The sequence below is a fragment of the Chondromyces crocatus genome, assembly GCF_001189295.1.
Classification (GTDB): Bacteria; Myxococcota_A; Polyangia; order Polyangiales; family Polyangiaceae; genus Chondromyces; species Chondromyces crocatus.
Window position 1 is genome coordinate 3,731,652 of sequence record NZ_CP012159.1, and the last position, 21,712, is coordinate 3,753,363.

General features: G+C 65.5%; 24 protein-coding genes and 3 pseudogenes. 6 read left to right on the forward strand and 21 right to left on the reverse strand.

The features are described from left to right. Nucleotides 1-22: 22 nt before the first annotated feature. Nucleotides 23-493: a hypothetical protein gene (locus CMC5_RS13955; RefSeq protein WP_050430881.1), complete on the reverse strand. Its 471-nt coding sequence runs from the start codon at nucleotides 491-493 to the stop codon at nucleotides 23-25. 285 nt (nucleotides 494-778) lie between these two features. On the opposite strand from CMC5_RS13955, the gene CMC5_RS13960 reads away from it, so the two are divergent. Next, on the forward strand, nucleotides 779-1,210 hold the full coding sequence (locus CMC5_RS13960; RefSeq protein WP_050430882.1) for a hypothetical protein: 432 nt from the start codon (nucleotides 779-781) through the stop codon (nucleotides 1,208-1,210). 4 nt (nucleotides 1,211-1,214) lie between these two features. Next, nucleotides 1,215-2,591 carry a hypothetical protein gene (locus tag CMC5_RS13965; RefSeq protein WP_050430883.1) on the forward strand — a complete coding sequence of 459 codons (1,377 nt, stop codon included), beginning with the start codon at nucleotides 1,215-1,217 and terminating at the stop codon, nucleotides 2,589-2,591. Here the strand turns inward: CMC5_RS13965 and CMC5_RS42485 are convergent. From CMC5_RS42485 to CMC5_RS13985, 5 genes are all read right to left on the reverse strand, one after another. After that, a complete protein-coding gene (locus CMC5_RS42485; RefSeq protein WP_281180859.1) occupies nucleotides 2,479-2,928 on the reverse strand; it encodes an arsenate reductase/protein-tyrosine-phosphatase family protein in 450 nt (149 codons plus the stop codon). The genes CMC5_RS13965 and CMC5_RS42485 overlap by 113 nt on opposite strands. Then, nucleotides 2,919-4,031 (reverse strand): ACR3 family arsenite efflux transporter, encoded by a 1,113-nt coding sequence (arsB, locus tag CMC5_RS13970; RefSeq protein ID WP_050430884.1) that lies wholly within the window; start codon nucleotides 4,029-4,031, stop codon nucleotides 2,919-2,921. The genes CMC5_RS42485 and arsB overlap by 10 nt, the downstream gene beginning before the upstream one ends. After that, complete coding sequence (locus tag CMC5_RS13975) at nucleotides 4,024-4,500, reverse strand: ArsI/CadI family heavy metal resistance metalloenzyme (RefSeq protein WP_050430885.1); 477 nt, start codon at nucleotides 4,498-4,500, stop codon at nucleotides 4,024-4,026. Before CMC5_RS13975 ends, arsB begins: the two co-directional genes overlap by 8 nt. A 198-nt stretch (nucleotides 4,501-4,698) precedes the next feature. Beyond that, a complete protein-coding gene (locus CMC5_RS13980; protein ID WP_050430886.1) occupies nucleotides 4,699-5,004 on the reverse strand; it encodes an ArsR/SmtB family transcription factor in 306 nt (101 codons plus the stop codon). 138 nt (nucleotides 5,005-5,142) lie between these two features. Continuing rightward, a complete protein-coding gene (locus CMC5_RS13985; protein WP_245678429.1) occupies nucleotides 5,143-6,024 on the reverse strand; it encodes a hypothetical protein in 882 nt (293 codons plus the stop codon). A 282-nt stretch (nucleotides 6,025-6,306) separates the two neighbouring features. Here CMC5_RS13985 and CMC5_RS49135 point away from each other — a divergent pair. Both CMC5_RS49135 and CMC5_RS46915 read left to right on the forward strand, forming a co-directional pair. Continuing rightward, nucleotides 6,307-6,600 (forward strand): annotated as a pseudogene (locus CMC5_RS49135) (DUF4215 domain-containing protein); the annotation flags it as partial. Between the two features lie 123 nt (nucleotides 6,601-6,723). Next, complete coding sequence (locus CMC5_RS46915) at nucleotides 6,724-7,197, forward strand: proprotein convertase P-domain-containing protein (RefSeq protein ID WP_245678564.1); 474 nt, start codon at nucleotides 6,724-6,726, stop codon at nucleotides 7,195-7,197. A gap of 149 nt (nucleotides 7,198-7,346) precedes the next feature. Here the strand turns inward: CMC5_RS46915 and CMC5_RS44460 are convergent, their stop codons facing one another. Together CMC5_RS44460 and CMC5_RS14000 are read right to left on the reverse strand one after the other, a co-directional pair. Beyond that, the gene (locus CMC5_RS44460; protein ID WP_050430888.1) at nucleotides 7,347-7,781 is read right to left on the reverse strand and encodes a hypothetical protein; all 435 of its coding nucleotides are present in this window, start codon (nucleotides 7,779-7,781) and stop codon (nucleotides 7,347-7,349) included. Nucleotides 7,782-7,999: 218 nt separating this feature from the next. Further along, complete coding sequence (locus CMC5_RS14000; protein WP_050430889.1) at nucleotides 8,000-8,560, reverse strand: hypothetical protein; 561 nt, start codon at nucleotides 8,558-8,560, stop codon at nucleotides 8,000-8,002. A gap of 106 nt (nucleotides 8,561-8,666) precedes the next feature. Here CMC5_RS14000 and CMC5_RS14005 point away from each other — a divergent pair, with 106 nt between their 5' ends. Then, nucleotides 8,667-10,811, forward strand: a complete 2,145-nt coding sequence (locus CMC5_RS14005; RefSeq protein ID WP_050430890.1) for a DUF2169 family type VI secretion system accessory protein — start codon at nucleotides 8,667-8,669, stop codon at nucleotides 10,809-10,811. Nucleotides 10,812-10,827: 16 nt separating this feature from the next. Here the strand turns inward: CMC5_RS14005 and CMC5_RS49140 are convergent, their stop codons facing one another. The 8 genes and pseudogenes from CMC5_RS49140 to CMC5_RS14045 form a co-directional block, all read right to left on the reverse strand. Further along, nucleotides 10,828-11,400 carry a PAAR domain-containing protein gene (locus tag CMC5_RS49140; protein WP_425394834.1) on the reverse strand — a complete coding sequence of 191 codons (573 nt, stop codon included), beginning with the start codon at nucleotides 11,398-11,400 and terminating at the stop codon, nucleotides 10,828-10,830. Between the two features lie 183 nt (nucleotides 11,401-11,583). After that, a pseudogene (locus CMC5_RS48950) lies at nucleotides 11,584-11,709 on the reverse strand (PAAR domain-containing protein); the annotation flags it as partial. A 24-nt stretch (nucleotides 11,710-11,733) separates the two neighbouring features. Continuing rightward, nucleotides 11,734-13,851 carry a type VI secretion system Vgr family protein gene (locus CMC5_RS14015; RefSeq protein ID WP_082362475.1) on the reverse strand — a complete coding sequence of 706 codons (2,118 nt, stop codon included), beginning with the start codon at nucleotides 13,849-13,851 and terminating at the stop codon, nucleotides 11,734-11,736. Nucleotides 13,852-14,520: 669 nt separating this feature from the next. Further along, on the reverse strand, nucleotides 14,521-14,937 hold the full coding sequence (locus CMC5_RS14025) for a barstar family protein (RefSeq protein WP_050430894.1): 417 nt from the start codon (nucleotides 14,935-14,937) through the stop codon (nucleotides 14,521-14,523). Between the two features lie 11 nt (nucleotides 14,938-14,948). Then, the gene (locus CMC5_RS14030) at nucleotides 14,949-15,542 is read right to left on the reverse strand and encodes a guanyl-specific ribonuclease (RefSeq protein WP_050430895.1); all 594 of its coding nucleotides are present in this window, start codon (nucleotides 15,540-15,542) and stop codon (nucleotides 14,949-14,951) included. Continuing rightward, nucleotides 15,539-16,186 carry a hypothetical protein gene (locus CMC5_RS14035; RefSeq protein WP_050430896.1) on the reverse strand — a complete coding sequence of 216 codons (648 nt, stop codon included), beginning with the start codon at nucleotides 16,184-16,186 and terminating at the stop codon, nucleotides 15,539-15,541. The genes CMC5_RS14030 and CMC5_RS14035 overlap by 4 nt, the downstream gene beginning before the upstream one ends. A gap of 296 nt (nucleotides 16,187-16,482) precedes the next feature. Continuing rightward, nucleotides 16,483-16,926 (reverse strand): hypothetical protein, encoded by a 444-nt coding sequence (locus tag CMC5_RS14040; protein ID WP_050430897.1) that lies wholly within the window; start codon nucleotides 16,924-16,926, stop codon nucleotides 16,483-16,485. Between the two features lie 293 nt (nucleotides 16,927-17,219). Further along, nucleotides 17,220-17,549, reverse strand: coding sequence for a winged helix-turn-helix transcriptional regulator (locus CMC5_RS14045; RefSeq protein WP_050430898.1), 330 nt, complete (start codon nucleotides 17,547-17,549; stop codon nucleotides 17,220-17,222). 103 nt (nucleotides 17,550-17,652) lie between these two features. On the opposite strand from CMC5_RS14045, the gene CMC5_RS14050 reads away from it, so the two are divergent. After that, nucleotides 17,653-18,603 (forward strand): NmrA/HSCARG family protein, encoded by a 951-nt coding sequence (locus tag CMC5_RS14050; RefSeq protein ID WP_050430899.1) that lies wholly within the window; start codon nucleotides 17,653-17,655, stop codon nucleotides 18,601-18,603. A 224-nt stretch (nucleotides 18,604-18,827) separates the two neighbouring features. Here CMC5_RS14050 and CMC5_RS14055 read toward each other — a convergent pair whose 3' ends face one another. The 5 genes and pseudogenes from CMC5_RS14055 to CMC5_RS42505 form a co-directional block, all read right to left on the reverse strand. Continuing rightward, nucleotides 18,828-19,178 carry a hypothetical protein gene (locus CMC5_RS14055; RefSeq protein ID WP_050430900.1) on the reverse strand — a complete coding sequence of 117 codons (351 nt, stop codon included), beginning with the start codon at nucleotides 19,176-19,178 and terminating at the stop codon, nucleotides 18,828-18,830. Continuing rightward, nucleotides 19,169-19,435 carry an IS66 family insertion sequence element accessory protein TnpB gene (tnpB, locus tag CMC5_RS14060; protein WP_169796539.1) on the reverse strand — a complete coding sequence of 89 codons (267 nt, stop codon included), beginning with the start codon at nucleotides 19,433-19,435 and terminating at the stop codon, nucleotides 19,169-19,171. The genes CMC5_RS14055 and tnpB overlap by 10 nt, the downstream gene beginning before the upstream one ends. Nucleotides 19,436-19,446: 11 nt before the next feature. Then, nucleotides 19,447-19,752, reverse strand: a complete 306-nt coding sequence (locus tag CMC5_RS14065; RefSeq protein WP_050430902.1) for a hypothetical protein — start codon at nucleotides 19,750-19,752, stop codon at nucleotides 19,447-19,449. Nucleotides 19,753-20,433: 681 nt separating this feature from the next. After that, a complete protein-coding gene (locus CMC5_RS14075; RefSeq protein ID WP_156338568.1) occupies nucleotides 20,434-20,820 on the reverse strand; it encodes a hypothetical protein in 387 nt (128 codons plus the stop codon). A gap of 97 nt (nucleotides 20,821-20,917) precedes the next feature. Further along, nucleotides 20,918-21,681, reverse strand: a pseudogene (locus CMC5_RS42505) (IS5 family transposase); the annotation flags it as partial. Between the last annotated feature and the right edge of the window lie 31 nt (nucleotides 21,682-21,712).

Below are 21,712 nucleotides of genomic sequence, written 5' to 3' on the forward strand. Positions count from 1 at the left end.
CGCACGCCCAGCGCTCCGCCATTCACTCCCAGCTCTCCGCCATCAAACGGGTCGCTGCATTCTCCGACTTCCCGACCACCCGCGCGTTCACCTTCACCCGCTGCCCAGCAGTCGGGATCGTGTGCTTCTCGCTGTCGAAGAAGATGATGGCCCTGCCTGCCTCGTCCACCAGGTGAAAATAGTCGAGCTTCATCTTGTCGTCGCCGCCCACCATTTCACGCGCATTGAGCGCCCGGTTTGCGTCGTCGACCACCTCGACCACCCCCTCGAGCGAGCACACCGTCTCGCTCGGCTCGCTCGTGTACGAGCGCGTCGTGCAGGGTTTTCCTCCCGGCCGCATCACCACGATGAGGCCCACGAAGCCCACCGCCAGCACCAGGAGCAGCGGACTCAGCTTGGACTTCAGCGGGGATTTTTTCGCGTTTTTTTGCGCTGCGCCATCCATCGACCGCGATGAAAGCACGCTCTTCCACGACGCCACAAGCACAGCCATCCCGTGTCTCCTGCGCAGAGAACCTCGCTCGCAACGAGTTCCGTTCCTGTCGATGTCCGACGATGCAGGTCGCCCCCATGGTGCATCGCGCTCCAGCGCAGCCATCACGCACGATTCACGAAACGGAGAGCGCTGCATGGACACCGGCCATGGTGCATCACGCCCCACCGCAGCCATCACGCCGCGCCACACGCTCCTGCTGGCCGGTAGACGAAGCGCACCGACGACGTTAGCCTCGGCGCACGCGCTCGTGGCCAGGCGGCGCGCTGGACCGGAGTTCCCCGCTTGAAGATCTCCCAGCCTCAGCTCGACACCTTCGCGCAGACCAACCCGGCCATCTTCACCGAGTGGCTGATCGATCACGTCCACCGTTTCTTCGCCGACTGCTGCGACGAGCTTGGCCCCGAGACCGTCCGCCTCGAAGTCCACGAAGCCATCCAGCGTGCCGCGCACCATGGCTTCGTCGAGCCACTCCACATCGCCCGCTACACCGACATGGTGTTCGAGTTCGGCACCGACTTCGACGACGACCCCCGCTTCCCCTGGGCTGCGCAGATCCTGGCCGACCCCGCCCTCTCCACCCCTGCCGAGCGCATGGAGCGCCTGCACGCCGCCGCCCTCGACCAGGTCACCCGCGACGCCCAGCTCGTGCAGCCCGACGCCGACTCCCCGAACGCCACCCCTTCCGCCTCGACCTCCACCCACCCCGAGCGGTGATCCCATGGCCAGCGACACCACCCCCGAACCCCAGGGCTATGCAGCCGCCAGCCGCGACACCGAGCGCCACGCCATCACAGGCGCCTTCGCCCAGCACTGCCGCGGCAACCTCCGCCGCCTCCGTGCCCTCACCAGCCGCTGGTTCAACCGCCCGCGCGCCGACAACGCCCCGCTCCCCGACGACGAGCCCGCCACCGACCCCTACAAGATCCACTGGGTCTGGGTCGGCGGCGACCTCGCCCCCTCGGCCCAGAAGAACATCGTCTCCTGGTCCAGGTCCTTCAAGAAAGACGTCGAACCCGTCCTGTGGGTCGACGACGCCGCGCTGGACGCCCTGCGCAACAGCGGCCGCATCCGGATGGAGAACGGCAAAGAAGTCCTCGACCTCAAAGGCCTGAAGCGCCCCGTCACCGTCACCTCCATCCGCACCCTCGACGGCGCCGGCATCCCTGGCTGGGACCGACTTTCCCCGGCCATCGCCCACGAGACCCAGAGCGACAGCGGCCTCAAGCAAGTCGCCTCCGACATCGTGCGCGTCGCCGTCCTTTGGCACGCCGGCGGCTCCTACTGGGACCTCGGCGACACCTCCCCGGGCAGGCGCCGCTTCGGCGCCGACAAACTCGACGCCGCCCTTGGCGACGACGCCCCCGCCATCATCCCCCAGGTTCTCGCCAGCGAGCCCATCCCCGGGACGACCGTCCACCGCACCGAGAACGGCGTCATCCTCACCCACCCCCGCAAGCAGCACGAAGCCAAGGCCCTCTACGGCATCATGCTCGACGACATGGCCGCTCGCTACGACCGCCCCGACGCCCGCACCCGCGACGTCGACGCCCTCGTCGGCGAGTGGAAGCAGCGCCAGCGCATCCGCCTCCCCGACAACCAGATCGAGCGTGACCGAAAGCTCGCCGAGGAGCACCCCTCCGCCACCGTCCTCGCGAACAACTGCGCCGCCCAGGAGCACGTCATGCAAGGCCTCGACGGCGTGCGCACCCCGAAGGAAGTCGACTCCCTCATGGTCGAAGCCCTGAAAAAACGCGGAAAGAACGATGGCACCAACACCGCCATCATCCAGGCCACGAAGCGCGAAGACGAAGCCGCCTACCTCACCAGCCTCCAGCAGGGCCTCGGCGGCAAGATCGAAGCGGATTACCTCCCCAAAGAGATCTCGAAGACCGTCAACACCTACACCTTCGAGTCCTTCGTGAAGATCTCCGGCACCCAGGTCCCCGGCGGCGCCGAGAACTTCCCCGCCAAAGCCGAGAACCTCAACTCCGCCGGCTGGAGCAAGACCCAGGGCTTCTTCGGCGGCAACACCAAGAGCGGCTCCTGGTACTCGTGGAAGACCGTCCCCGGCCGCACCCTCGCCGCCGAAGCCTGACGCCCGTCCCTACCCAGCCTGCCCCCATCTCCAGCGGCCAGTCTTCACGGCAAACTCCCGCCACCGCCGGGCAGGCCTCACCGCATCCCATCGTGACCAGCAGACTCGCCGTGCTTCCCAGCGCGTCCGAGAGTCGCTTCGGGACCTCCCGCGAGAGGTCCACGCCGACCTCTTGCATCACCTCGACCACCTCGGGATGCACCTGCGCCGCGGGTGCCGTTCCTGCCGACTCCGCGTGCGCCTTGCCTGGATCGACCAGCGCATTGAACCACGCGGCCGCCATCTGCGAGCGCCCAGCATTGTGCACACAAGCGAATACGATGGTCTTCACGGACATGCCTTCTCGACCCCTCGATCCACCGACCGCTGCTCCACGCCCCCCGACGCGCCCTCGGAAAACAGCCGCCGCTGGAGCCACAGCGACAGATGGACGAGCGCCAGAAGTGCCGGCACCTCGATGAGCGGCCCCACCACACCTGCGAGCGCCTCCCCCGAGCCGATCCCGAAGATCCCGATCGCAACAGCGATGGTCAGCTCGAAGTTGTTCCCGGCCGCCGTGAACGACAGCGCCGCCGTCTCCTCGTACGAGAACCCGAGCCACTTCGAGATCGAGAACGCCGCACCGAACATCACCACGAAATAGATCCCCAGGGGGATGGCGATCCTGACCACGTCCAGCGGCAGCCGCACGATCTTGTCCCCTTGCATCGCGAACATCAGCACGATCGTATAGAGCAGCCCCAGCAGCGCCGTCGGTCCCACCTTCGCCAGAAATCGGTTCTCGTACCAGTCCTCTCCTTTCCATCGCACCAGCACGCCGCGGGTCGTGGCCCCTGCGATCAACGGCAACCCGAGAAACAGGAACACGCTCGTCGCAATGGTCCCCATCGACACGTGAAATGCCGTTTGCTCCGCCCCGAGCCATCCCGGCGCCACCGACAGAAAGAACCAGCCCAGCACGGAAAGGAACAGGATCTGGAACACCGAGTTCAGCGCGACAAGCACCGCAGCGATCTCATCGCTCCCTTTCGCCAGCATGTTCCAGATCAGCACCATGGCAATGCAGCGCGCCAGCCCGATGAGAATGATCCCCGTCCGGTAATGCGGAAGATCCGGCAGCAGCAGCCACGCGAGCCCGAACATCAGCACTGGCCCGAGCACCCAGTTGAAGAACAGCGACGCACCGAACAGCCGCCCCTTCGCCACCACCTCACCCAGCTTGCCGTAGCGAACCTTCGCCAGGACCGGGTACATCATCCAGAACAGCCCGATGGCGATGGGGAGCGACACCTCCCCCACCTTCACCGCGTCCAGCGCCGGTCCGATGGCAGGGACCACCTGCCCCAGCGCGATACCGCTCCCCATTGCAACGAAGATCCAGACCGGCAAGAACCGATCGACGAGCGAGAGCTGCGCCCTCACCGGCTTCGCTTCACGCATCGTTCCTCGGAGCACAGCACGGCCCCGTTGCCGTGTTCGCCGCCTCGTCGGTGGCCGCGAACGGCGCGCGACGGTTGCTCTCCTCCGACCCCATCACCGCCGCGTCCCCCTTCACCACGAACACCTCCCACGAGTTCCCGTCCGGATCCTCGATCCAGACCTTGTCCTGCACCGCGTAACAACAGGACGTGTCCGCCTCGGTGAACGTCTTCAACCCCGCGGCCTCGAACCGCTCCTTCGCCTCGAGCACATCCGCCGTCGAGGCCACCTGCACCCCGAAATGGCTCGCATTCACCCCCGTCCGCGGCGCCTCCTGCATCGTCAGGTTCAGCGATGGGACCTGCAGATCGAACTTCGCATACCCCGGCCGTCGCTTCGTCGCCGGTACCCCGAACACCCGCTCGTAGAACGCGACGGAATCCTCGATCGTCGACACATTGAGCGAAACGTGCGGCTTGATCACCTTCATGGCCCACTCCTTCCAGAAAACTCGAACATGTGGAGCGAAGAAAATCGCCCATCCAGCGTCGGACCGACCGGCCCGACCAGGGCGATGCGAACTCTTCACGTCATGCGTGCGACGACGCGCAACCCCACGCTGAACGCCGGACGACACCGGCGGACGAGCGCGTTCCAAAGTCGATGGGTGAGCGTCTCGCGCGCTGCTTCAGCAGCAGCCCTTGCCCCGCTTGCAGCAATCCTCCCAGACGTATGCCGTGAGCACCCGGAGCGCGCCGTAATCGACGCTGTAGTAATGAAACGTGCCTTCGTTGCGTGTCTTCATGAGCCCCGCGTCCACCAGCCGCTTCAGATGGTGGCTCAGCGTCGAGGCTGGCATGTCGAGATGCGACTGGAGTTCTCCCGCAGCCGTCCCGTCGTCCCCGCCTTGCACCACATAGCGCAGAATGGCGAGCCGGACGGGATGCCCCAGCGCGCTGAGCTGCTCCGCATGCCGTTCGAGCTTCGAACTCACCCCCTTCTTCTAACATCCTCGAAGTAGGCCGGCAACCCGATCCTTCGACAAGTTTGGAAGTAGGCTCAGCCTCTCCCGTCGGATGGGCGCATGGTCGTGCAGCTCAGCCGGCCGCCCTCATGAACGAGCAACCCGACCTCAGGAGCCCGGTGCCGCGAACAGCGCCTCCACCCCGCTCACCACCGCCGCCCGACGGATCCACCCATCCAGCTCGGTCAGGTCGGTGCTCCCGAGCACCCGCTCCCGAACTGCCGCTGGGACCGCGAGCCCGCGCGCTTCGAGGACATCGAGCACCGCCTGCGCCTTCGCTTCCAGCTTGCCGGCCTCGGTGCCCTGCTCCACCCAGCGCTTGACCAGCTCCGTCTGGAAGACGTACTCGCGCTTCACCATCGACTCCAGCTTCCTTCGCGCCGCCTCGTTCAGCGACGCTACCACCAGATCGGAGTACATCGCCGCACGCTCCGCATCCAGCCCCGCAGCCGCCTGGAGGAACGCCTTCCCGATGGCCACGCCAGCTTCTCCCTTCCCGTGCGCCAGCGCCGACATCACGGCCAGCTCCGGCTGGCTCCGGGCCTGCTCCACCTCCGTCACGAGCGGGATGCCCCTCGGCCCCAGCACCAGCGGCCGCAGCACGCACCCGGGGTGACCCAGCTCGATCGCTTCACCGCACCACCGTGCCACCACCTCCGAGGGCGTGACCACCAGCAGCCAGGTGGGGCAACGATACCGCTCCCGCACTGCCGCCAGGTACGACAGCCAGACATACCGTTTCCACGCATCGCGCTGGAGCTGCGCCTCCACAATCACCGCCAGCTTCTCGGCGCCGCCCTCGCACTCGAACAGCAGGACGAGATCCGCGCGACGCTCCACGGGGATTGCATCCGTTGCATCCCCGGAGACCACCTCGGCGCGCGTGAACCTGGGCGTCACCTGGTGCAGCACGTCGCGCAGTAGAGCCGCTGCCAGCATGGGCTGATTGCGAAAGATCCACACCAGGGCTTCGTGGGGCAACGAGGGCACGTGGCCTCTTTCTGGGTACGGTCCGGACACGTCCGCGCGAGTGCCCCTGAACGCAGAGCACCTCTTCGCCGCGCGCCGTCCCGGTCCGCGTGGTCGCAGCACCCTCATACCGCATTGATTCGGTATCGTGCCTGCCCTGGAAGCATGCTCAATGCAGATTCATGGCGAATTCGTCGACCTGGCGTCGGGTAATTACGCTGTCGAGATGATTCGCGCTGCTCTTTTTGCACGCCGCCGTTGCAAGCGCTGAGCAAGCTGGAGGGTCATGATAGGCTGCGCTGGATGCAATCCGCGAGCGGTAAGGGGTGGATCGCTGCCAGTGCGCTGGTGACGGCATCCGGCTGCGCAGTTCTCAGCGGACTCGATGCCTTCGTGGTCGATGACGATGCGGGGGATCGGGCCGGAGGCGCTGGGAGCGGCGGGGAGGCCGGGAGTGGTGTTTCGGGAGGAAGCAGCGCCGGGGAAGGAGGCAGCTCGTCCATCGTGTGCGGTGACGGGCGTGTTGAAGGGGCGGAGGCTTGTGATGATGGGAATACGACGCCCAATGACGGTTGCACCTCCTGCGGGATCGATGATGGATTCCTGTGCCAAGGACAACCCAGCGTCTGCGAGCTTTCCACACGCATCGTCGTGACCGAGGGGCCTGGGCTGGGGATCTCGATCCCCGACGACTCGCGCTACGACGGAAGCGTGGCATCCATGGAGTGCGTGACCTTGCCAGTCGCTGCCGGGATTGGCGCCCGCGTGGGCAAGGTAGAACTCGTCATCGGAATTCAGCATCCTTTTGTGGGTGATCTGGTCATCAAGGTCGTCAGCCCGACAGGCACGGTGCTCACCGTCCTGAGTCGACCTGGGGTCTCCGATCCAGGCGATACCAGCTTCGGATCGAACGGGGATTCCTCGAACCTCGAGGCTGCCCACCCTGTTCGCTTCGCTGATGGCGAAGAGCGTTCTGCGGAGACCATGGGGAACTCGATCGGCGGCGGCAGCGTGGTGTGCAAGGACGACAACCGCTGTGATTACGCGCCGGCCCCGGAGAGGGGTCCTGGAACCTCCTTCGCTGATTTTTTCCTGGAACCAGTCGCAGGTGACTGGTTGGCATGCGTCGCGGATGGTGATTCCAACGATTTTGGCTTCATCGACGCTGTCAGCCTGTCCGTCTGGACAGGCTGACGCATGGCCGGACCTGGGAGAGGTTCAGGTCGTCGTCGCCCTGAACAGCCCCGTCGCGTCACTCACGCGCATTGCCCTCCGCATCCAGTCATCCAGCGCCGCGAGATCCCTGCTCCCACGGACCCGCTCGCGCACGTCCGGTGAGATCTTCAGCCCACGCGCTTCGAGCACCGCGATGATCGCTTCTGCCCTGGCTCTGGCTGCCCCTTTCCCCCATGGGACCGAGCCAGTGCGCACTGGACCTCGTAGGCATGCGTCATGAGGGCTTCCAGCTTCTGTCGCGCCGTATCGTTCAGCGAGACCAGCACCAGATCCGTGTAAACGGCCCGCCGCTTCTCATCGAGCCCAGCGGCCACGGCCAGGAATGCCTTGCCGATGGCCTCTCCGTGTTCTCCCTTCCCATGCAGGATGGCCGAGAGCACCACGATCTCGGGCGAAGCCCACGGCGACCCTGGTCTGGGCGCAGACGGGACCCCTTCGTGGTCGAGCGCGAGGGATGCCAGGACCAGCTTGGCCATCTCTGATGCCAGCGCCGGCTGATTGCAGAACAGATCCACCAACCACGTGCACGATGTCGACTCCATGACAGATCGCTCTCCTCTCGGCAGGGCCCGCCCGTGGCGCAGCCGCAGGAAGACAGCCGCTCACGGCTCCGTCCTTCGGCACGCTGAAAGCGTTCCCTGCTCTGATGAGTTACGGAGACCTGTTCAGGTTGTGCGTGAATGATGCATCGCACTTCATTGCACGAAATCGCGTGCCGATGCGTAATGCGAGGCTGGCATGTGCATGAGAGCGGAAACGCTCACCCCCTCCACTCGACCAGAGGCGGACGCCCCGCGCGCAGGTACGTGATGCTCATGGTGCCAGCGCGCCCGAGCTCGTGGAGCTTTTCGCCACGGGTCGTCTTCATCGAGCCCGAGAGCGTGATCAGCAGGTCGTTGAACCTGTCGAATCCCGCCGGGCCTCCACAGATCTCGATGCATCCTGCCGTGGCATAGGCCTCGTTGTGCGGGTCGTCCGGGCCGTCGTGGATCAGGTAGTTGTCGAACACGTGCCACGCGCCCATCTCTGGCGACGCCGCGCTGTGGACGCTGTAATCGGGGAGCCACCCGCGGATGACGTACCGCTGATGGTCCGCAAGGCCGACCACCCGCGTCGATTCGGCCGGCGTCTTCCGGTGTACCCCGAAGCGGATCACCTCGAAGGTCTTCGTGACGGTGGCTCGTCTGGCGTCCGTTCCCCTGACCTCCAGGTTGTACGTCGGGATGGAATAGTGTTTCCCGTCATCGGACGGGTACGACCACGTCTTTGCCCTGCCAACCTCCGTGCCGCCGACGGTGAGTTCGATCTTTCGTAAGGCCATCTCGTTCCACCTCGACGCCAGTACACCAAACGGCCTGCGCTGGCGCGAGCCTCCTGACGAGGGGATCGCGCGGCGGCCGTCATTGCCCTGGTGGTAGGATGCGCTCGTGCACGTCACCACCACGTCTGCCGCTCTCCGTGTCGCCGCCCGCCCCTGGCCCACAGCGCGCGGCGGCTGGACGCTCTCCCTGGTCTGCAAGGCCACCTACCGCCTCCAGCCTGGTGAATGCCCGCTCCACGACGTCCCTGAACCCCTGTACGAGGACGACACCCACTGGGACGACGATCCCACCCGCAGCCTCGCCGTCGCTTCCGACCTCGCCCCCTTCAAGCCCCGCGCCGACGTCCTTCTCGTCGGCAGCGCCTTCGCCCCTCGGCGCCAGCCGGCGCGTTCCATCGCCGCGCGCCTGATCACCGCCAGCATCGACAAATCGCTCGAAGCTTGGGCCGACCGCGCCTGGACCCAGGACGGCCTGCTTCGCGAGGGCCCCCGGGTCACCAAGGTCTCTCTCCGCTACGAGCGTGCTGCTGGCGGCCCGGGATCCTGGAACCCCGTCGGCGTTCGCCCCGACGCGCAGCCCACCCTCTACGGCCAGGTTCCCCTTCCCAACCTCCAGCCGATGGGCCTGCACATCACCCGCCGCGAGGACTTCATCGAACCCATCGGCTTCGGCCCCATCGCTCCCACCTGGCCCAGCCGTCGCGAGCGCCTCGGCGGCCGAGCTGGCACGTGGCGCCACGAGCGCTGGTGGGAGCAGCCCCTGCCCGAGGGCTTCGATCTCGCCTTCTTCAACATCGCCCCCCTCGACCAGCAGGTCACCGAGTTACGCCACGACGAGCGTCTCGTCCTCGAGCATCTCCACCCCGACCATCCCCGCCTCGTCACCAACCTCCCCGGCCTGCGCCCTCGCGCCATGGCGGAGCGCCCCGGCGCCGCCCCGGAAGAGGTCGCGCTCCGCAGCGACACCCTCTGCATCGACACCGACCGTGCGCTCTGCACCCTCGTCTGGCGCGGCTGGCTCCCCCTGCGTCACGCCGACGAGCCGGGCTGCATCACCCTCAGCGCAGAGCGCCCGAGCACCTTCCGACTCTCCAAGCAAACGATCGTCTTGCCCGCCGCGGATGAAGACGACGAGGCGGGGCGCACCCTCCACGCCCCCCTGCACGGTCTCCAGCCTGCCAGCGTCCTCCCCTTCGTCTCGCGCCCGCCCACCGAGCCGCGCCCGCCTGTGGAGTCAGGGGCGACAGGAGCATCGCGAGGCGAGCTGCCTGCCAGCCCGCCACAGACACCCCTGCGGCACGACAGGGACGACGACGAGGACACCATCCGGACGCTACCCCCCATGGATCCATCGAGGGGAGATGCCGTTGCACCGCGGGGGCGCACGGAGGCGTTGCTGTTCCAGACCGAATCGGCACCGCTCGCCACGCCGGCCGACGCGAATGTCTTGCCGTTCCGTGAATCCGTGCCCGCCCTCGGCGCGGTCACGAAAAGCGACCGAGACCAGGATCGACCCGCCTCACCACCTCCGGCAGCATCGGTGGTTCCGGACGTGCCAGCCCTGACGGCGGCTCCCTTCCAGCGCGGGCTCGCGGAAGAGTTCCCGGTGTCCTGGCACCGCGTCCAGACGCCGCAGGACTGGCCGCCCATCACAGAGACTGCGCCGCGCGTCTTGCCACCGCCCCCACCCATGATCGGTCCCCTGTCGCGGCCAGATCTGCTGACGCACGAGCCCACGCCGGAGGAGCAACTGCCAGCGCAGACGGTGGCCACGCCTGCGTCTGAAGCGACGTCGGCGCTGCCGCTCGCGCCGCCCCCACCACCCCTTGCCGACGTCTCGCTGGAGCGCTGCGCCGCACTCACGGCGCGCATCGCGCGAAACAAGGCGAAGAAAGCTGAGATCCTCGAGGAGGAGGCGCTTTCCGACCGCGACTGGTCGAGCGCCGAGCGCCGGTGGGCCGAGGCGATCCGCGCAGAGACCTCCCGCGGCAAGCACGCCCAGCTCCGCAGATTCGATGCGGCCTACGTGAGCCAGCTCGAGCAGGAGCGGGGACCGATCGAGCCCGAAGAGTACGCGCGCATCTCGGTGGCGGGAGAGCGAGGTGCCCTCGACGACGTGCTCGCCGATCTGGATCTCCCCCGCGGATCGATCATGCGGATCGAGCGGGTGTGGCTTCATCGCATGGCGACGGAGCCGGCGACGGCGGAGCGGGTGCGGGTGGCCATCGACACGATGCGGGAGGAAGGATGAACCACCCGCCCTTCTGTCAATCACCGAGGAGAACGGTCGCATCCCCTTCCGCGATGACGCCACCGTGGCAGGTCGTGTCCCCCTTGCGTGCGGCCGGCAGGCCACCGAAGAAGACCGTGCTGGAAGCCTTCGCGATCTGATCCAGGAGGGGAACGCAGTCCGCGATGTCCCCATCACCACAGCCTCCGAGGAGCTGCGCCATCAACGGGTACAACTTCAGCACGTCCTCGCCGAAGTCATTGGGCGACGGGTTCGCATTCGGCTGCTTGGACGGCCCGAGATTGTAGAGCGACGCCAGGATGTCGGGTCGGTTGGCAATGGAGGGAAACGCCGGGTCCCACTGATCCTGGAAGTACTTCAGGTAGGCCGCTGCATACATGGCGTTGATGCCATTGTCTTCGAGCTTCGTTTTGCGCGCCATGTTCTCGCTGCCCGAGATGAGACCGATCAAAGGAATGTTCCAGCCGCTGGTGGCGGGCATGTAGCCCTGCTCCTCGATGAAGCGTGCCGTGGCGACCTGGACCTGGGCGAGCCCGATGGAGGGCTTCCCGACGGGTCCCCAGTCTTCGGAGAGGAAGCCCATGGGCATCTCCAGGAGCTCCTTGATGATGTTGTTGTCGGCATTCTCTCGCAAGATGATGGCCGCCAGCGTCCTGGGGTCGACGCCCTTCGTTCTGGCGGCATCGAGAATGTGCCTGGCATTGTCCCGGATGAGCTTCTGCAGATCCTCGGACAGGTCGGACAGGTCCGGCGTCGTCCCCGAAGAGCCTCGCGCTGCAGGGGAACCGCCAATGAGCACCGTCGTGCACCCGGGGGGAAGGATGGGACCTCCGACATGCGGCTCCGGCGCCTCCTCCGGACAGGTGTGCCAGTCTCCGACTCTCGCTGCTGGTTTCATGGCCGAATGTCTCCCGGGATTTCGCTAGCAGTTGACCTTCACCAGCGGCCCACCCTGGATGACCACCTCTCCTGCGATGGATCCGAGGGTGAGGCCCGAGACGCCTCCCACGTTGGCCTGACCAACGGAGGTCACATTGACGGCACTCGTCGCCCACAGGGAAATCGTCTTGGCGATCAGGGTGATCGCATCCCCCTCCAGTGTGATGGACGCTCCGGCGCCGGTATCGAGGACGATCTTCTTGTTCTGCATGAGCGTCGTCGTATTCCCGCCCCCGCCACCTCCCTCGCTCGGAGGCACGATGGTCACCACGTGGGTGTCTCCCACCATCGTCGAATCGATCGACCCCACCTGCGTCGCTCGATTCACCCCCACCGACCAGCGCTGGTTCATCCCCACGGAGACCTGCTCGTTCAACTGAACCCGGTGCGTCCGGTTCGCACCCACCATCAAGCTGTCGTTCGATCCGATGGACTTCGAGCGATTGCGACCGATGGTGACGCTCTCGTCATTCTTGACCAGCTTCTTGAGGTCCTTTTCTGCCTGGATGTTCAAGAGCTCCTTCCCCTTGGCATCCTCGAACATCATCTCGTTGTAGCCGCCACCGCCGCCGGTCGAATTGCTTCTCAATCCCGTCTGCGTCTTGTTGTCCGGCAGCTTGTACGGGACCTTCTGCAGGTTCGTGTACACCCGGCCCACGATCACCGGCCTGTCTGGATCGCCGCCGAGGAAGTCGACGATCACCTCCTGCCCGATCCGGGGCAGGTTCATCCCGCCGAAACCTGCGCCGCCCCAGGGCTGGCTCACGTGGATCCAGCACGAGCTGCTCTCGTCCATCTTGCTCTCGCGGTCCCAGTGGAAGTGGACGCGCACCCGCCCAAATTCATCGCAATGAATCTCTTCCTTTGCGGGCCCGACCACCGTCGCGCTCTCCACCCCGTTCGTCTTCGGCTTCGGCATGGTCAGCGGCGGCCGGTAGGACGCGTCGGCGCTCACCACCTCGCAGCTCTGGTGCCACTCACCATTCTGGGACCCACTCAGGTTGCACTCCACGACGAGGAGCTGCTCGTCCGCGCCCAGCTCGGACTTCGGATGGTCGAGCATGCTCATCACCATTCCCGGCGCCAGATCGTGCGCATCCGTCGTGAAGGTGCACCGGACCGCCGTGGACCGCTTCGCCTCCAGCCGCTTCCGCGCCACGCGCTCCCCCTCGTTCTCGTCGGTGCGCGTCTTCCCTCGGTCGTCGGCCACCGGGCTCTCGTCCCCCTTTTCCGAACGGAACAGGAAAGCCCCTGGCGTGTAATGGAATCGCTCCAGCTTCGACTCGACCTCCACGCTCGACGCTTCCGCCGACTTCGCCAGCCGATAGGTCGGTGAGCGCCGGTAATCGTGGTCCTGGACGGTGTAGCGCCCCGGTCGCACCCGCTGACCGATGCGGACTGCCGTCACGTGCTCATTCCCGGCGGCCGACGTGGCGTCATCGTGGAAGCGAATCTTCGGGAGCCGCAGCGCATTCGATTGTGGCGCATCGGAGAGCACCACCCTCGTCTCCCCCCCTTCCTCCGCGAAGTAGAACGTGACCCCCACGTCCTCGAGCATGCGGCACAGGAAGGCGAAGTCGCTCTCCCCGTACTGGACGCGGTACTTCCGTGGTTTGTACGTGTCGCTCAGCTTCTCGCTGAAGGGGATGCTCCACTCGTCGAGCAGCTTCCGCGCGATGTCCAGCTCCGACATCTGCTGGAACATGCGGTAGTTGCGCCGCTGGGTGAGCAACCACAGCGAGGGAACGATGCTCACCTCGTACGTCGACGCCCCATCCTCCTCGACGCGGACCTGCTGGATGTGATTGCAGATCCCCGTCCACGTGCGCCGATGACCCCCATGGGCCAGGCGAAAGATCGCCTCCCGACCGACCACCGCATCGAATGCGATGTCCGGATTCAGGCAATGCGCGACGACGCTGATGCTGAAGAGCGTGGACAGGCGCTCGTTGACCGAGAACTGGTTCACCTCCAGCGTGTCGTCCGAATCCACGGTGATGGCGACCCCGCCGGCCGGCGTTCCGTCCGGTCGTCGAGGTGAACCGATGGCATCGTCGCCACGGGGCACGGAGGCACGCGGCGGCCTGGGAGCAGCACTCATGCTGGAGACCTCTCGGGTAAGAAGGGATCCCTGTCCGCGGGCATGCGCTGCGTGGCATGCCAGGTCAGGTCAGGGCGGGGAGCAGGAAGGTCGAGACAGGGGAGAAGAGACGAGGCCGGCGTGGCCTCCGAGCCATCAAGACGGCGTAAACGCTTCGCTGGAAACCTCGAGATCACCCAGCGGGAAGGGGCGGAGGGCGCGACGAGCGCACCTCGGCCGCCCCACCAGGGGATGCTGGAGGCGACGACGACGGCCGAGGCACCTGGAGCCGGCGCCACGCCTTGCGTCGCCAGCAGCGCCCCTGGACGCCCGCGCTCCTGAGCTGGCGCGTCGTGCGGACCGTCCGTGGTGGGCCAGTGGAGCATCTGTGTTCGTTGGACCACAACGACCACGAGGTCGTCAAGCCGTCGTCACCGGTCGTCTCGGTGCACGCCGCCATGCGGCCAAGCCCTCCGCGGCAAGCCCTCCGCGGCCAAGACCTCGGCCAAGCCCTCCGCGGCCAAGACCTCGGCCAAGCCCTCCGCGGCCAAGCCCTCGGCCGAGCCCTCCGCGGAGACGTGTTGCGGCCAAGCCTCGGCGACAAAGCCTTCAGCGACACAGCCCTGAGCCGTAGCGAAACGCGGTCGACGCAGCGGAGCCGCGACCGTGGCGTGCAAAGACCGGGCTTCTCTAAGCGGACGACGCGCCGGGGCTACCTTTGGCGGGCGGCTTGGCATCGAGCAACGCCAGCACCCTGTCCCTCGCCGCGGCGGGAAACACCACGCGCAGCATGTGTGCTTCGCCCGGCTTCCAGCTTCGCACGGCCTCCGCCAGCACCTCGACGTACGTGTGGAGCTCCGCCGGTGCGATCGCCGGGAGGTCCCGGTGCACCAGGACGACCTCGTGGGCGGCCAGCCAGTGGAGGTCACGAAGGCAATCCGACAAGGCATCCCAGTTGAAGCCGAAATACCCTGGAAGCCGGAGCGCCTCGTACAGCGACGCGAGCAACGCCTCCACGCTCGAGAGCCCGGTGGGCACCTCGGCCACGAAGTCTCCCGCCTTGCTCGCTCCCGTGCCGAACTCGAAGACCTGCTGCTGACGACTCATCGACGCTGCCCTCAGTTGAGCGGAATGAAGGTCTGATAATGATCGGGCGTGTAATACACCTCCCCGCAGCGCCCGACGATGAGCCGCTGAGGGCCTGCGCCCGAGATGCCGGGCGTCGGGTGCACATACTCCGTGTAATAGCCGTAGGGCTCTTCGGGTAACGGAGGCTCCGTGCTGCCGGGCAAGGGGCGGTTGCTGAAGGTGCTCCCGTCGTTGCGATGCGGGTAGCTGCCGCCCGCCGCGATCCTGTCCAGCGTGGGCCCGAGATCGATGGGCCCCTCCAGCACGATGTCATCCCTCCGATCCTCCACCCGGACGCCATCGACGATGCGCCTCGGCGGGCCTCGGGGCGTGTCGAGGCAGGACGGGCCATCCACCCCGTCGGAGATCACGGATGCCTGGTCGGACGCCTGGTCATCCAGCCCTTCTGACGGCGCTGGCGGAGCGATGACCGCGGAGCCCGAGCTTCCACCGGATTCCACGCGCGTCTCCGCTTCGTGGGCGAGGAGCGTCTCGACGGCTGGCGTGCTCGCCAGGAGCGCCGGCCCTTCGTCCTCCGGGGGCGTCTCGGCGCTGGGCTCGTTCCGGGAAGGCGACGCGGTCATCTCTCCTGGTATGGATCGAAGCCATGCGGCGCGCCTGTCTGCGGGCGGGTGCCCTGCGGATCAGGATTACGCTGGGTCCACGAGCAGCCCGGGCGGTGACGCGCGGCGGCTGCCCAGCACGAAGCTGACCCCTCATGCAGGACGGAGGTCAGCGACCCGTCCGGGTGACCCCTCTCGATCGGGCGCGCGCACCAGCGGCTCATCCTCGCATCGAGCGTCACCACCAACCGCAAGGTGGGGCAGCGATGCTGCGCCTCCCGACGGTTGATGAGGCCGCTCCGGAGGGCTCTCTCATGGCCTGCTGCAGTGTTCTCGAACCAGCAGATTTCCCACAACCTGGGGTTTCGGCCGAGTGCGCGCCATTCCTTCTCGATACGCGTCAGCGCCTCCGGACCTGTGACCCCCCAGGGGACGAAATCGTCCATGGTGCGACCAAACTCGCCAACCACCATCAAGTCATTCGAAACAACGTAGCTGATGACAGCGATCGTGTTCTGAAGCCGTTCTTCGTCGAAGACGCCCGGGCGTGTGTCGGGGAGGCCCAGGCCCTCATTCACTCGAGACGATATCCAACCAAGGTAAAGCCAGTCGTCGTAGCCATCGACCACCACCTCATCGACAATTGCTTCCAGCTGTTTCGTCATCGATGCACCTCGAAACCCTCTCTGTCGAGCGGGTGGACATCGCCTCGGAGGGAGGATGAGTCGGAGGGGCAGAAGCTCACGGTGGGGGGACGATTCCCTCGTCGATCCTGCGCCAGAAGGTTTCAACCTGAGCCATTTCCTGATCGATCATGCGATCGTGAGCGTCGATGTCCTTGGCGACATGTGGCGGACCGAGGATGAGTTGCACCTTCCCCGTGGACAGTGTCGTGCAGATCCAATCCTCCGGTATGCTCGCATCGACGATCTCGAATCGAGACCTGGGTATGAAGACGTGATCATGCAGTCCTTCGCTCCAGAAACGCGCGGATTGCCTCGACGGTGGTGAACCACTCCGAGATGGGCCTGCCGCCTTCCGAGATGATGTGTCTTTCCTGCATCGAGTCTTCAGGCCTATCCAGCGAGAATGGTCGGTCGAGTTCTTCGAGGGGGCAGAACTGATCCTGCACGGCGATCAAGTCACCGGCACGATAAAAACCCCACCACCGGAAAAAATTCGCACCCGTCGGCTCGCAGATCGAAGCCATCATGAGGGCGCGGTCGTGGGTCATGATCCGCCGCGCCGCCCCGATCCATTGTTCTTCATACCGGTCTCTGGACCAGAAGAGGCTATCCAGAGCAAACTTCTCACGAAATGAGCCAATGCAAATTTCGCCGAAGTAACTGCCTTCCATGCCGGCAACGTAAAAATCGTCCAGGAAGTAGATGTCGAAAAAATCCATGGCGAGCCCTCTGACCCAATCGAGATTGAACCCGTATTTCCGGTCAGCTTCTGTTTCTGTCAAGCATTTCCCAGGAGACCGCCGTCGTGTGAATCGAACTCCTTGGTGATGTCGTTCTCCCCTTGGCTGAGTACCGGCTGACCGTCGAGCGCTGGCTCATGCGCGCACGAGTCGATTGTGAACGCTCGTCACGAAAAGGTCGTACGACGATGAACGAAATGGATGATATGGGCGCCAGAATGGACGCCGGTGCTGGCCTGGACCCTCGAACCGTACCCGGGGGTGCTGGCCCGTCATGGCAGTCGCCGCCGGTAGCGCTCTCCCCACGCCTTCAAGTCGAGCAAGATGGGCACCAGGCTCCGCCCGAACGGGGTCAGCTCGTACTCCACACGCGGAGGCACCTCGGCGTAGACCGTGCGTTTGACCAGCCCGTCTTGCTCGAGCTCGCGCAGTTGCAGCGTCAACATGCGCTGCGTGCAGCTGGGCAGCAGGCGGCGAAGCTCTCCGAACCGAAGCGTCCCCGTCGACAGCCAGTAGAGAACGACCCCCTTCCAGCGCCCCCCGATCACCGCGAGCGCCGACTCCACCGAGCACCCACTCTTGCCTTCCGCTCGTCGTGCCATCCGCAATGGTTCCTTATTTGATACTACATACCGAATTTGTGCGTACTTGCACCCGTTCGCTGCGAGGACGAGAAGCACCTGGGGAACGACCAGGAGGACGTCCATGCCGTCGAACAGCAAGCCACTCATCACGATCGTTGGCGCAACGAGCAAGCAGGGGCGGAGCGCAGCCCGTTCTTTGCTCCAGAGCGGTCGCTACCGCGTGCGCGCCCTGACGCGCAACACCGACACCCCCGAGGCCAGCCGCCTCGCCGAGCAGGGCGCAGAGCTCGTCGCCGTGCCGCTCGGGCTCGGTCACGAGAGGCTGCTCGTCGAAGCCTTCCGAGGCTCCCAGGGCGCGTTCCTCATGACGCCGCCGATGAAGCCCGGAACTGGCGAAGTGGAGGTCGGCAAGCAGCAGGCGGATGCGGCCGTCGAGGCGGGCGTACAGCACGTCATCTTCTCGGGCCTGGAGAACGTCGACGAGATCACCGGCGGAACGAAGTACGCGCCGCACTTCACCGACAAGGCCCGCGTCGAGGCGTACATCCGCACGCTTCCCGTGGTCAGCTCCTTCATCTACCTCGCGTACTTCTACTCGAACTTCGTCGAGTACTACCCACCGCGCCTGGAGGGCGACACGGTGGTGTTCCCCATCTACTTGCCGAAGGACTTCCGTGCGCCGTTCGTGGACCCGCTGACGGCGACGGGGCCGGCCATTCTGGAGATCTTCAGCAATCGGGACAGGTACGCCGACCAGACCTTGCCGGTCGTCGGCGAGCTGATCACGCCCGAGGAGATGGTCGAGACGTTCCGCCGCGTCACCGGGAAGAAGGCCGCCTACGCTTCTGCATTCACGAGGGAAGAGTTTCTGCACCACTTCCCGAAATTCGCCGGTGCCGAGGATCTCGTCCGAGAGTCCCAGGGAATGGTCCAGTACACCGTCGAGTATGGCTACTACCGGAAAGACCGCGACCTGAATTGGAGCAGGCGGGTAGACCCTGACGCAGCCACGTGGGAGCAGTTCCTTCGCAGGACCGGGTGGCAAGGCGAGCCACGAAACTTCGGCGTGTAGATCGCACGACCCTCGCCCCGTCTCTCGGTCGTGCCCCCTGGAGGTGAGCCGCTCCTCCCTTCCTGCACGGTGTTTCCAGGAGGGGCTGAGGCGGTGGGGCACGGCGGCTGCCCAGCACGAGGGTGGGCCCTGGAGCGGCGTATGCTGGGCGTGCTGTCGGAGCGCCGCGCCGCCCAGCGAGAGGTGGACGAAGGGGACGACGCCAGGAACTGGCGCTGACGGTCTCAGGAAGCTGTGGCGGTGAACAGCTCTCGGGCATCACGCACGAGCGCCGCCCGCCGGATCCAGCCGTCCAGCTCGGCGAGGTCCGTGCTGCCCAGGATCCGCTCGCGCACGTCCTGAGCGACTTCCAGCTCACGCGCTTCGAGGACCGCGATGACGGCCTCTGCCTTGGCTTTCAGCTCACCCTCCTTCTTGCCTTGCGCCACGTAGGATTTTGCGAAGTCGCTCTGATACTCGCGCCCAGGTCTCATGATCGCCTCCAGCCGTCGCCTCGCTGCCTCGTGGAGCGAGGATAGCACCAGGTCTGTATAGATGGCCCGCCGCTCCTCATCGAACCCAGCGGTCACCGCCATGAATGCCTTGCCAATGGCTTCTCCTTTTTCTCCCTTCCCATGTGCGATGGCCGAGAGCCTCGCTCGAGCCGCTTGTAGCAGAGCACCACGCCCGTGCCGTCCCACGTGAGCACTTTCACGCTCTGACGGCGCTTGCCGAAGAACACGAACAGCGCCCGCGAGCGCGGCTCGCGCTTCATCCGCTCGCGTACCAGCGCCCCCAGGCGCTCGAACCCGAACCGCATGTCCACCGGCTCGAGCGCGACGAAGATCTCCACGCCGTGCGGGATCATGTCGACACCCCCACCGACAGTGCCGCCACCACCGCGCGAAGCAGCTCGGCGTCGAACGTCGTCTTTACCCGGATCCGCGCTGCGCCCACCTCGACGACGAGCTCACGGTCTCGCGCTGGCGCTGCGACCACCAGCCGAACCAGCCCCGGCGCTCCGCTCCACGTCCCTTCGGCCGCCGCCCAATTCCGCAGCGACGTCTCGGTGTACCCGCGTCTCGCGGCGTAGCGCGCCATGCTTTCCCCGCTCGCACGCCAGCCCTGCACCTCGGCACGTCGCTCTTCCTCTGTCCATCGTTTGGCCATGCCCACACGCTCTGCTTCACCAGCCTGGGCCTCAACGTGGGGTCCGTGCAGCGGTTACGGGTCTCAGCGGGGGGAGGAGATCGGTGCGCGGGGAGCGGTGGGGTCCAAGCCGGGGAGAGGGCGGGGGAGAGGCGTGGTCCAGGCGAGTGAGCGTCTGGCCCAGGGCATGCGGCGGCACTTGCCCTCTTCCAGAGAACCCAACGGCGTTGGCTAGAAGCCCTCTCTCGTCGAGCTATGGATGGATGTGAGCGGCAACCTCGTCGGCTCAAACTTCAAGGGCATCTATCGCACCGAGGCCGAGTGCAAGGTGCACGGCTTCTCTTCAGAGCCGCGGCATGCCCATCGACAAGCCCACGCGATGCCCCTGGTCGATGCGCTCTTTCAATGGGTGCGTGAGACCCAGCCATCGCTCGTGCCAAAGACGCCTCCGGCGCGGGTCGAGCCGAGGGCCTGTCGCGTTCCAGACCGACGCCACCGAGGTGCGGCGACCGAAAACCCCGGCCCGACGTAAACACCTTTTCGTGAGCATCTTACCCATCGTTCTTCTTTGAAGATGGGTGTCGCACGGGAAAGCGGAGCGCCGAGTCTACCCCTCAAGGCCGCCATTCTCGAGTGATCCGGTGCGGCGTGGCCGCTGCACTACGTGGCCTCTGAGGGAGAATGAGTCGAAGGTCCAGAGTCTCAGGGTGGGGGGACGATTCCATCGTCGATCCTGCGCCAGAACGTCTCAACCTGGGCGATCTCCTGATCGATCATGCGATTGTAAGCGTCAATGTCCTTTGCGACATGTGGAGGGCCGAGGATGAGTTGCACCTTACCGGTGGACAGTGTCGTGCATATCCAATCTTCCGGGATGCTAGCATCAACGATCTCAAATCGGGATCTAGGTATGAAAACAGGGGTGGAGAGATCGTCGACCACCTGAAGGCATGTGATCCCGTCGTAGACTGAGACCGTATACACGGTATAGAGTTTTCCTCGTGTCAGAAAGGTCTGCTCCGGTGGAGAGAACGATACCTCTTCGACATCCAACTCATCGACAGCAACTCTGCAACTACGTACACGCATCCTCTTGTCTCTTTCCTTGGGCTATCGTTGAGGTTTTCGGAATACTATCTTAGAGTGCCTAACAGAACCGGGACACGAATCTGAAGCAGAGCAGCGCTACGCCCAACATCAAGAAAGCACGGTGGATATCCGCCCGACGCTCGTACCTGATCACCAAGCGTCGGAAGCGGTGAAGCCAAGCGAGGGTGCGTTCCACCACCCACCGATGACGTCCAAGCCTTTGGGAGGACTCGATCCCTCGACGCGCAATCCGGGCACGGATGCCTCGACGCCGACACGCTTGGCGGCATCGCCGGTGGTCGTAGGCCTTGTCAGCGTGGAGTTTGGAGGGACGCTTGCGGGGTCGTCCACGCGGCCGACGGATGGGAGACACCTTGTCTAGGAGGCGCTCGAATGGGATCGAATCGTGGACATTGGCGCCAGTCAATTCGACCGCGAGTGGAACCCCTGACGCATCGACAAGAATGTGGTGTTTGCTGCCTGCTTTGCCGCGGTCGGTCGGGTTCGGTCCAATCTCCGCGCCCCCCTTTTTGCAGGTACGCTCGCGCTGTCCAGAGCTGCCCGGTTCCACGAGATTCGATCGGCACGACCCAACTCATCCAACAGAGCTTGATGGAGTTGCGGCCAGACCCCTGCTTCGTTCCAGTCTCTCAAGCGACGCCAGCAGGTCATCCCACTGCCACAGCCCATCTCTTGAGGCAGAAGTTCCCAAGGGATACCCGTCCTCAACACGAAGATGATACCGGCGAGTGCGTTCCGCGCTGGAACACGAGGCCGCCCGCCACGAGGCCTGGAAGGATCAGCCGGGATGAGAGGAGCGATTCTTTGCCAGAGTTCGTCAGGCACCAACTGCTTGCCCATGGCCCCAACCGTAGCCGCGCTTCGCTAGCGC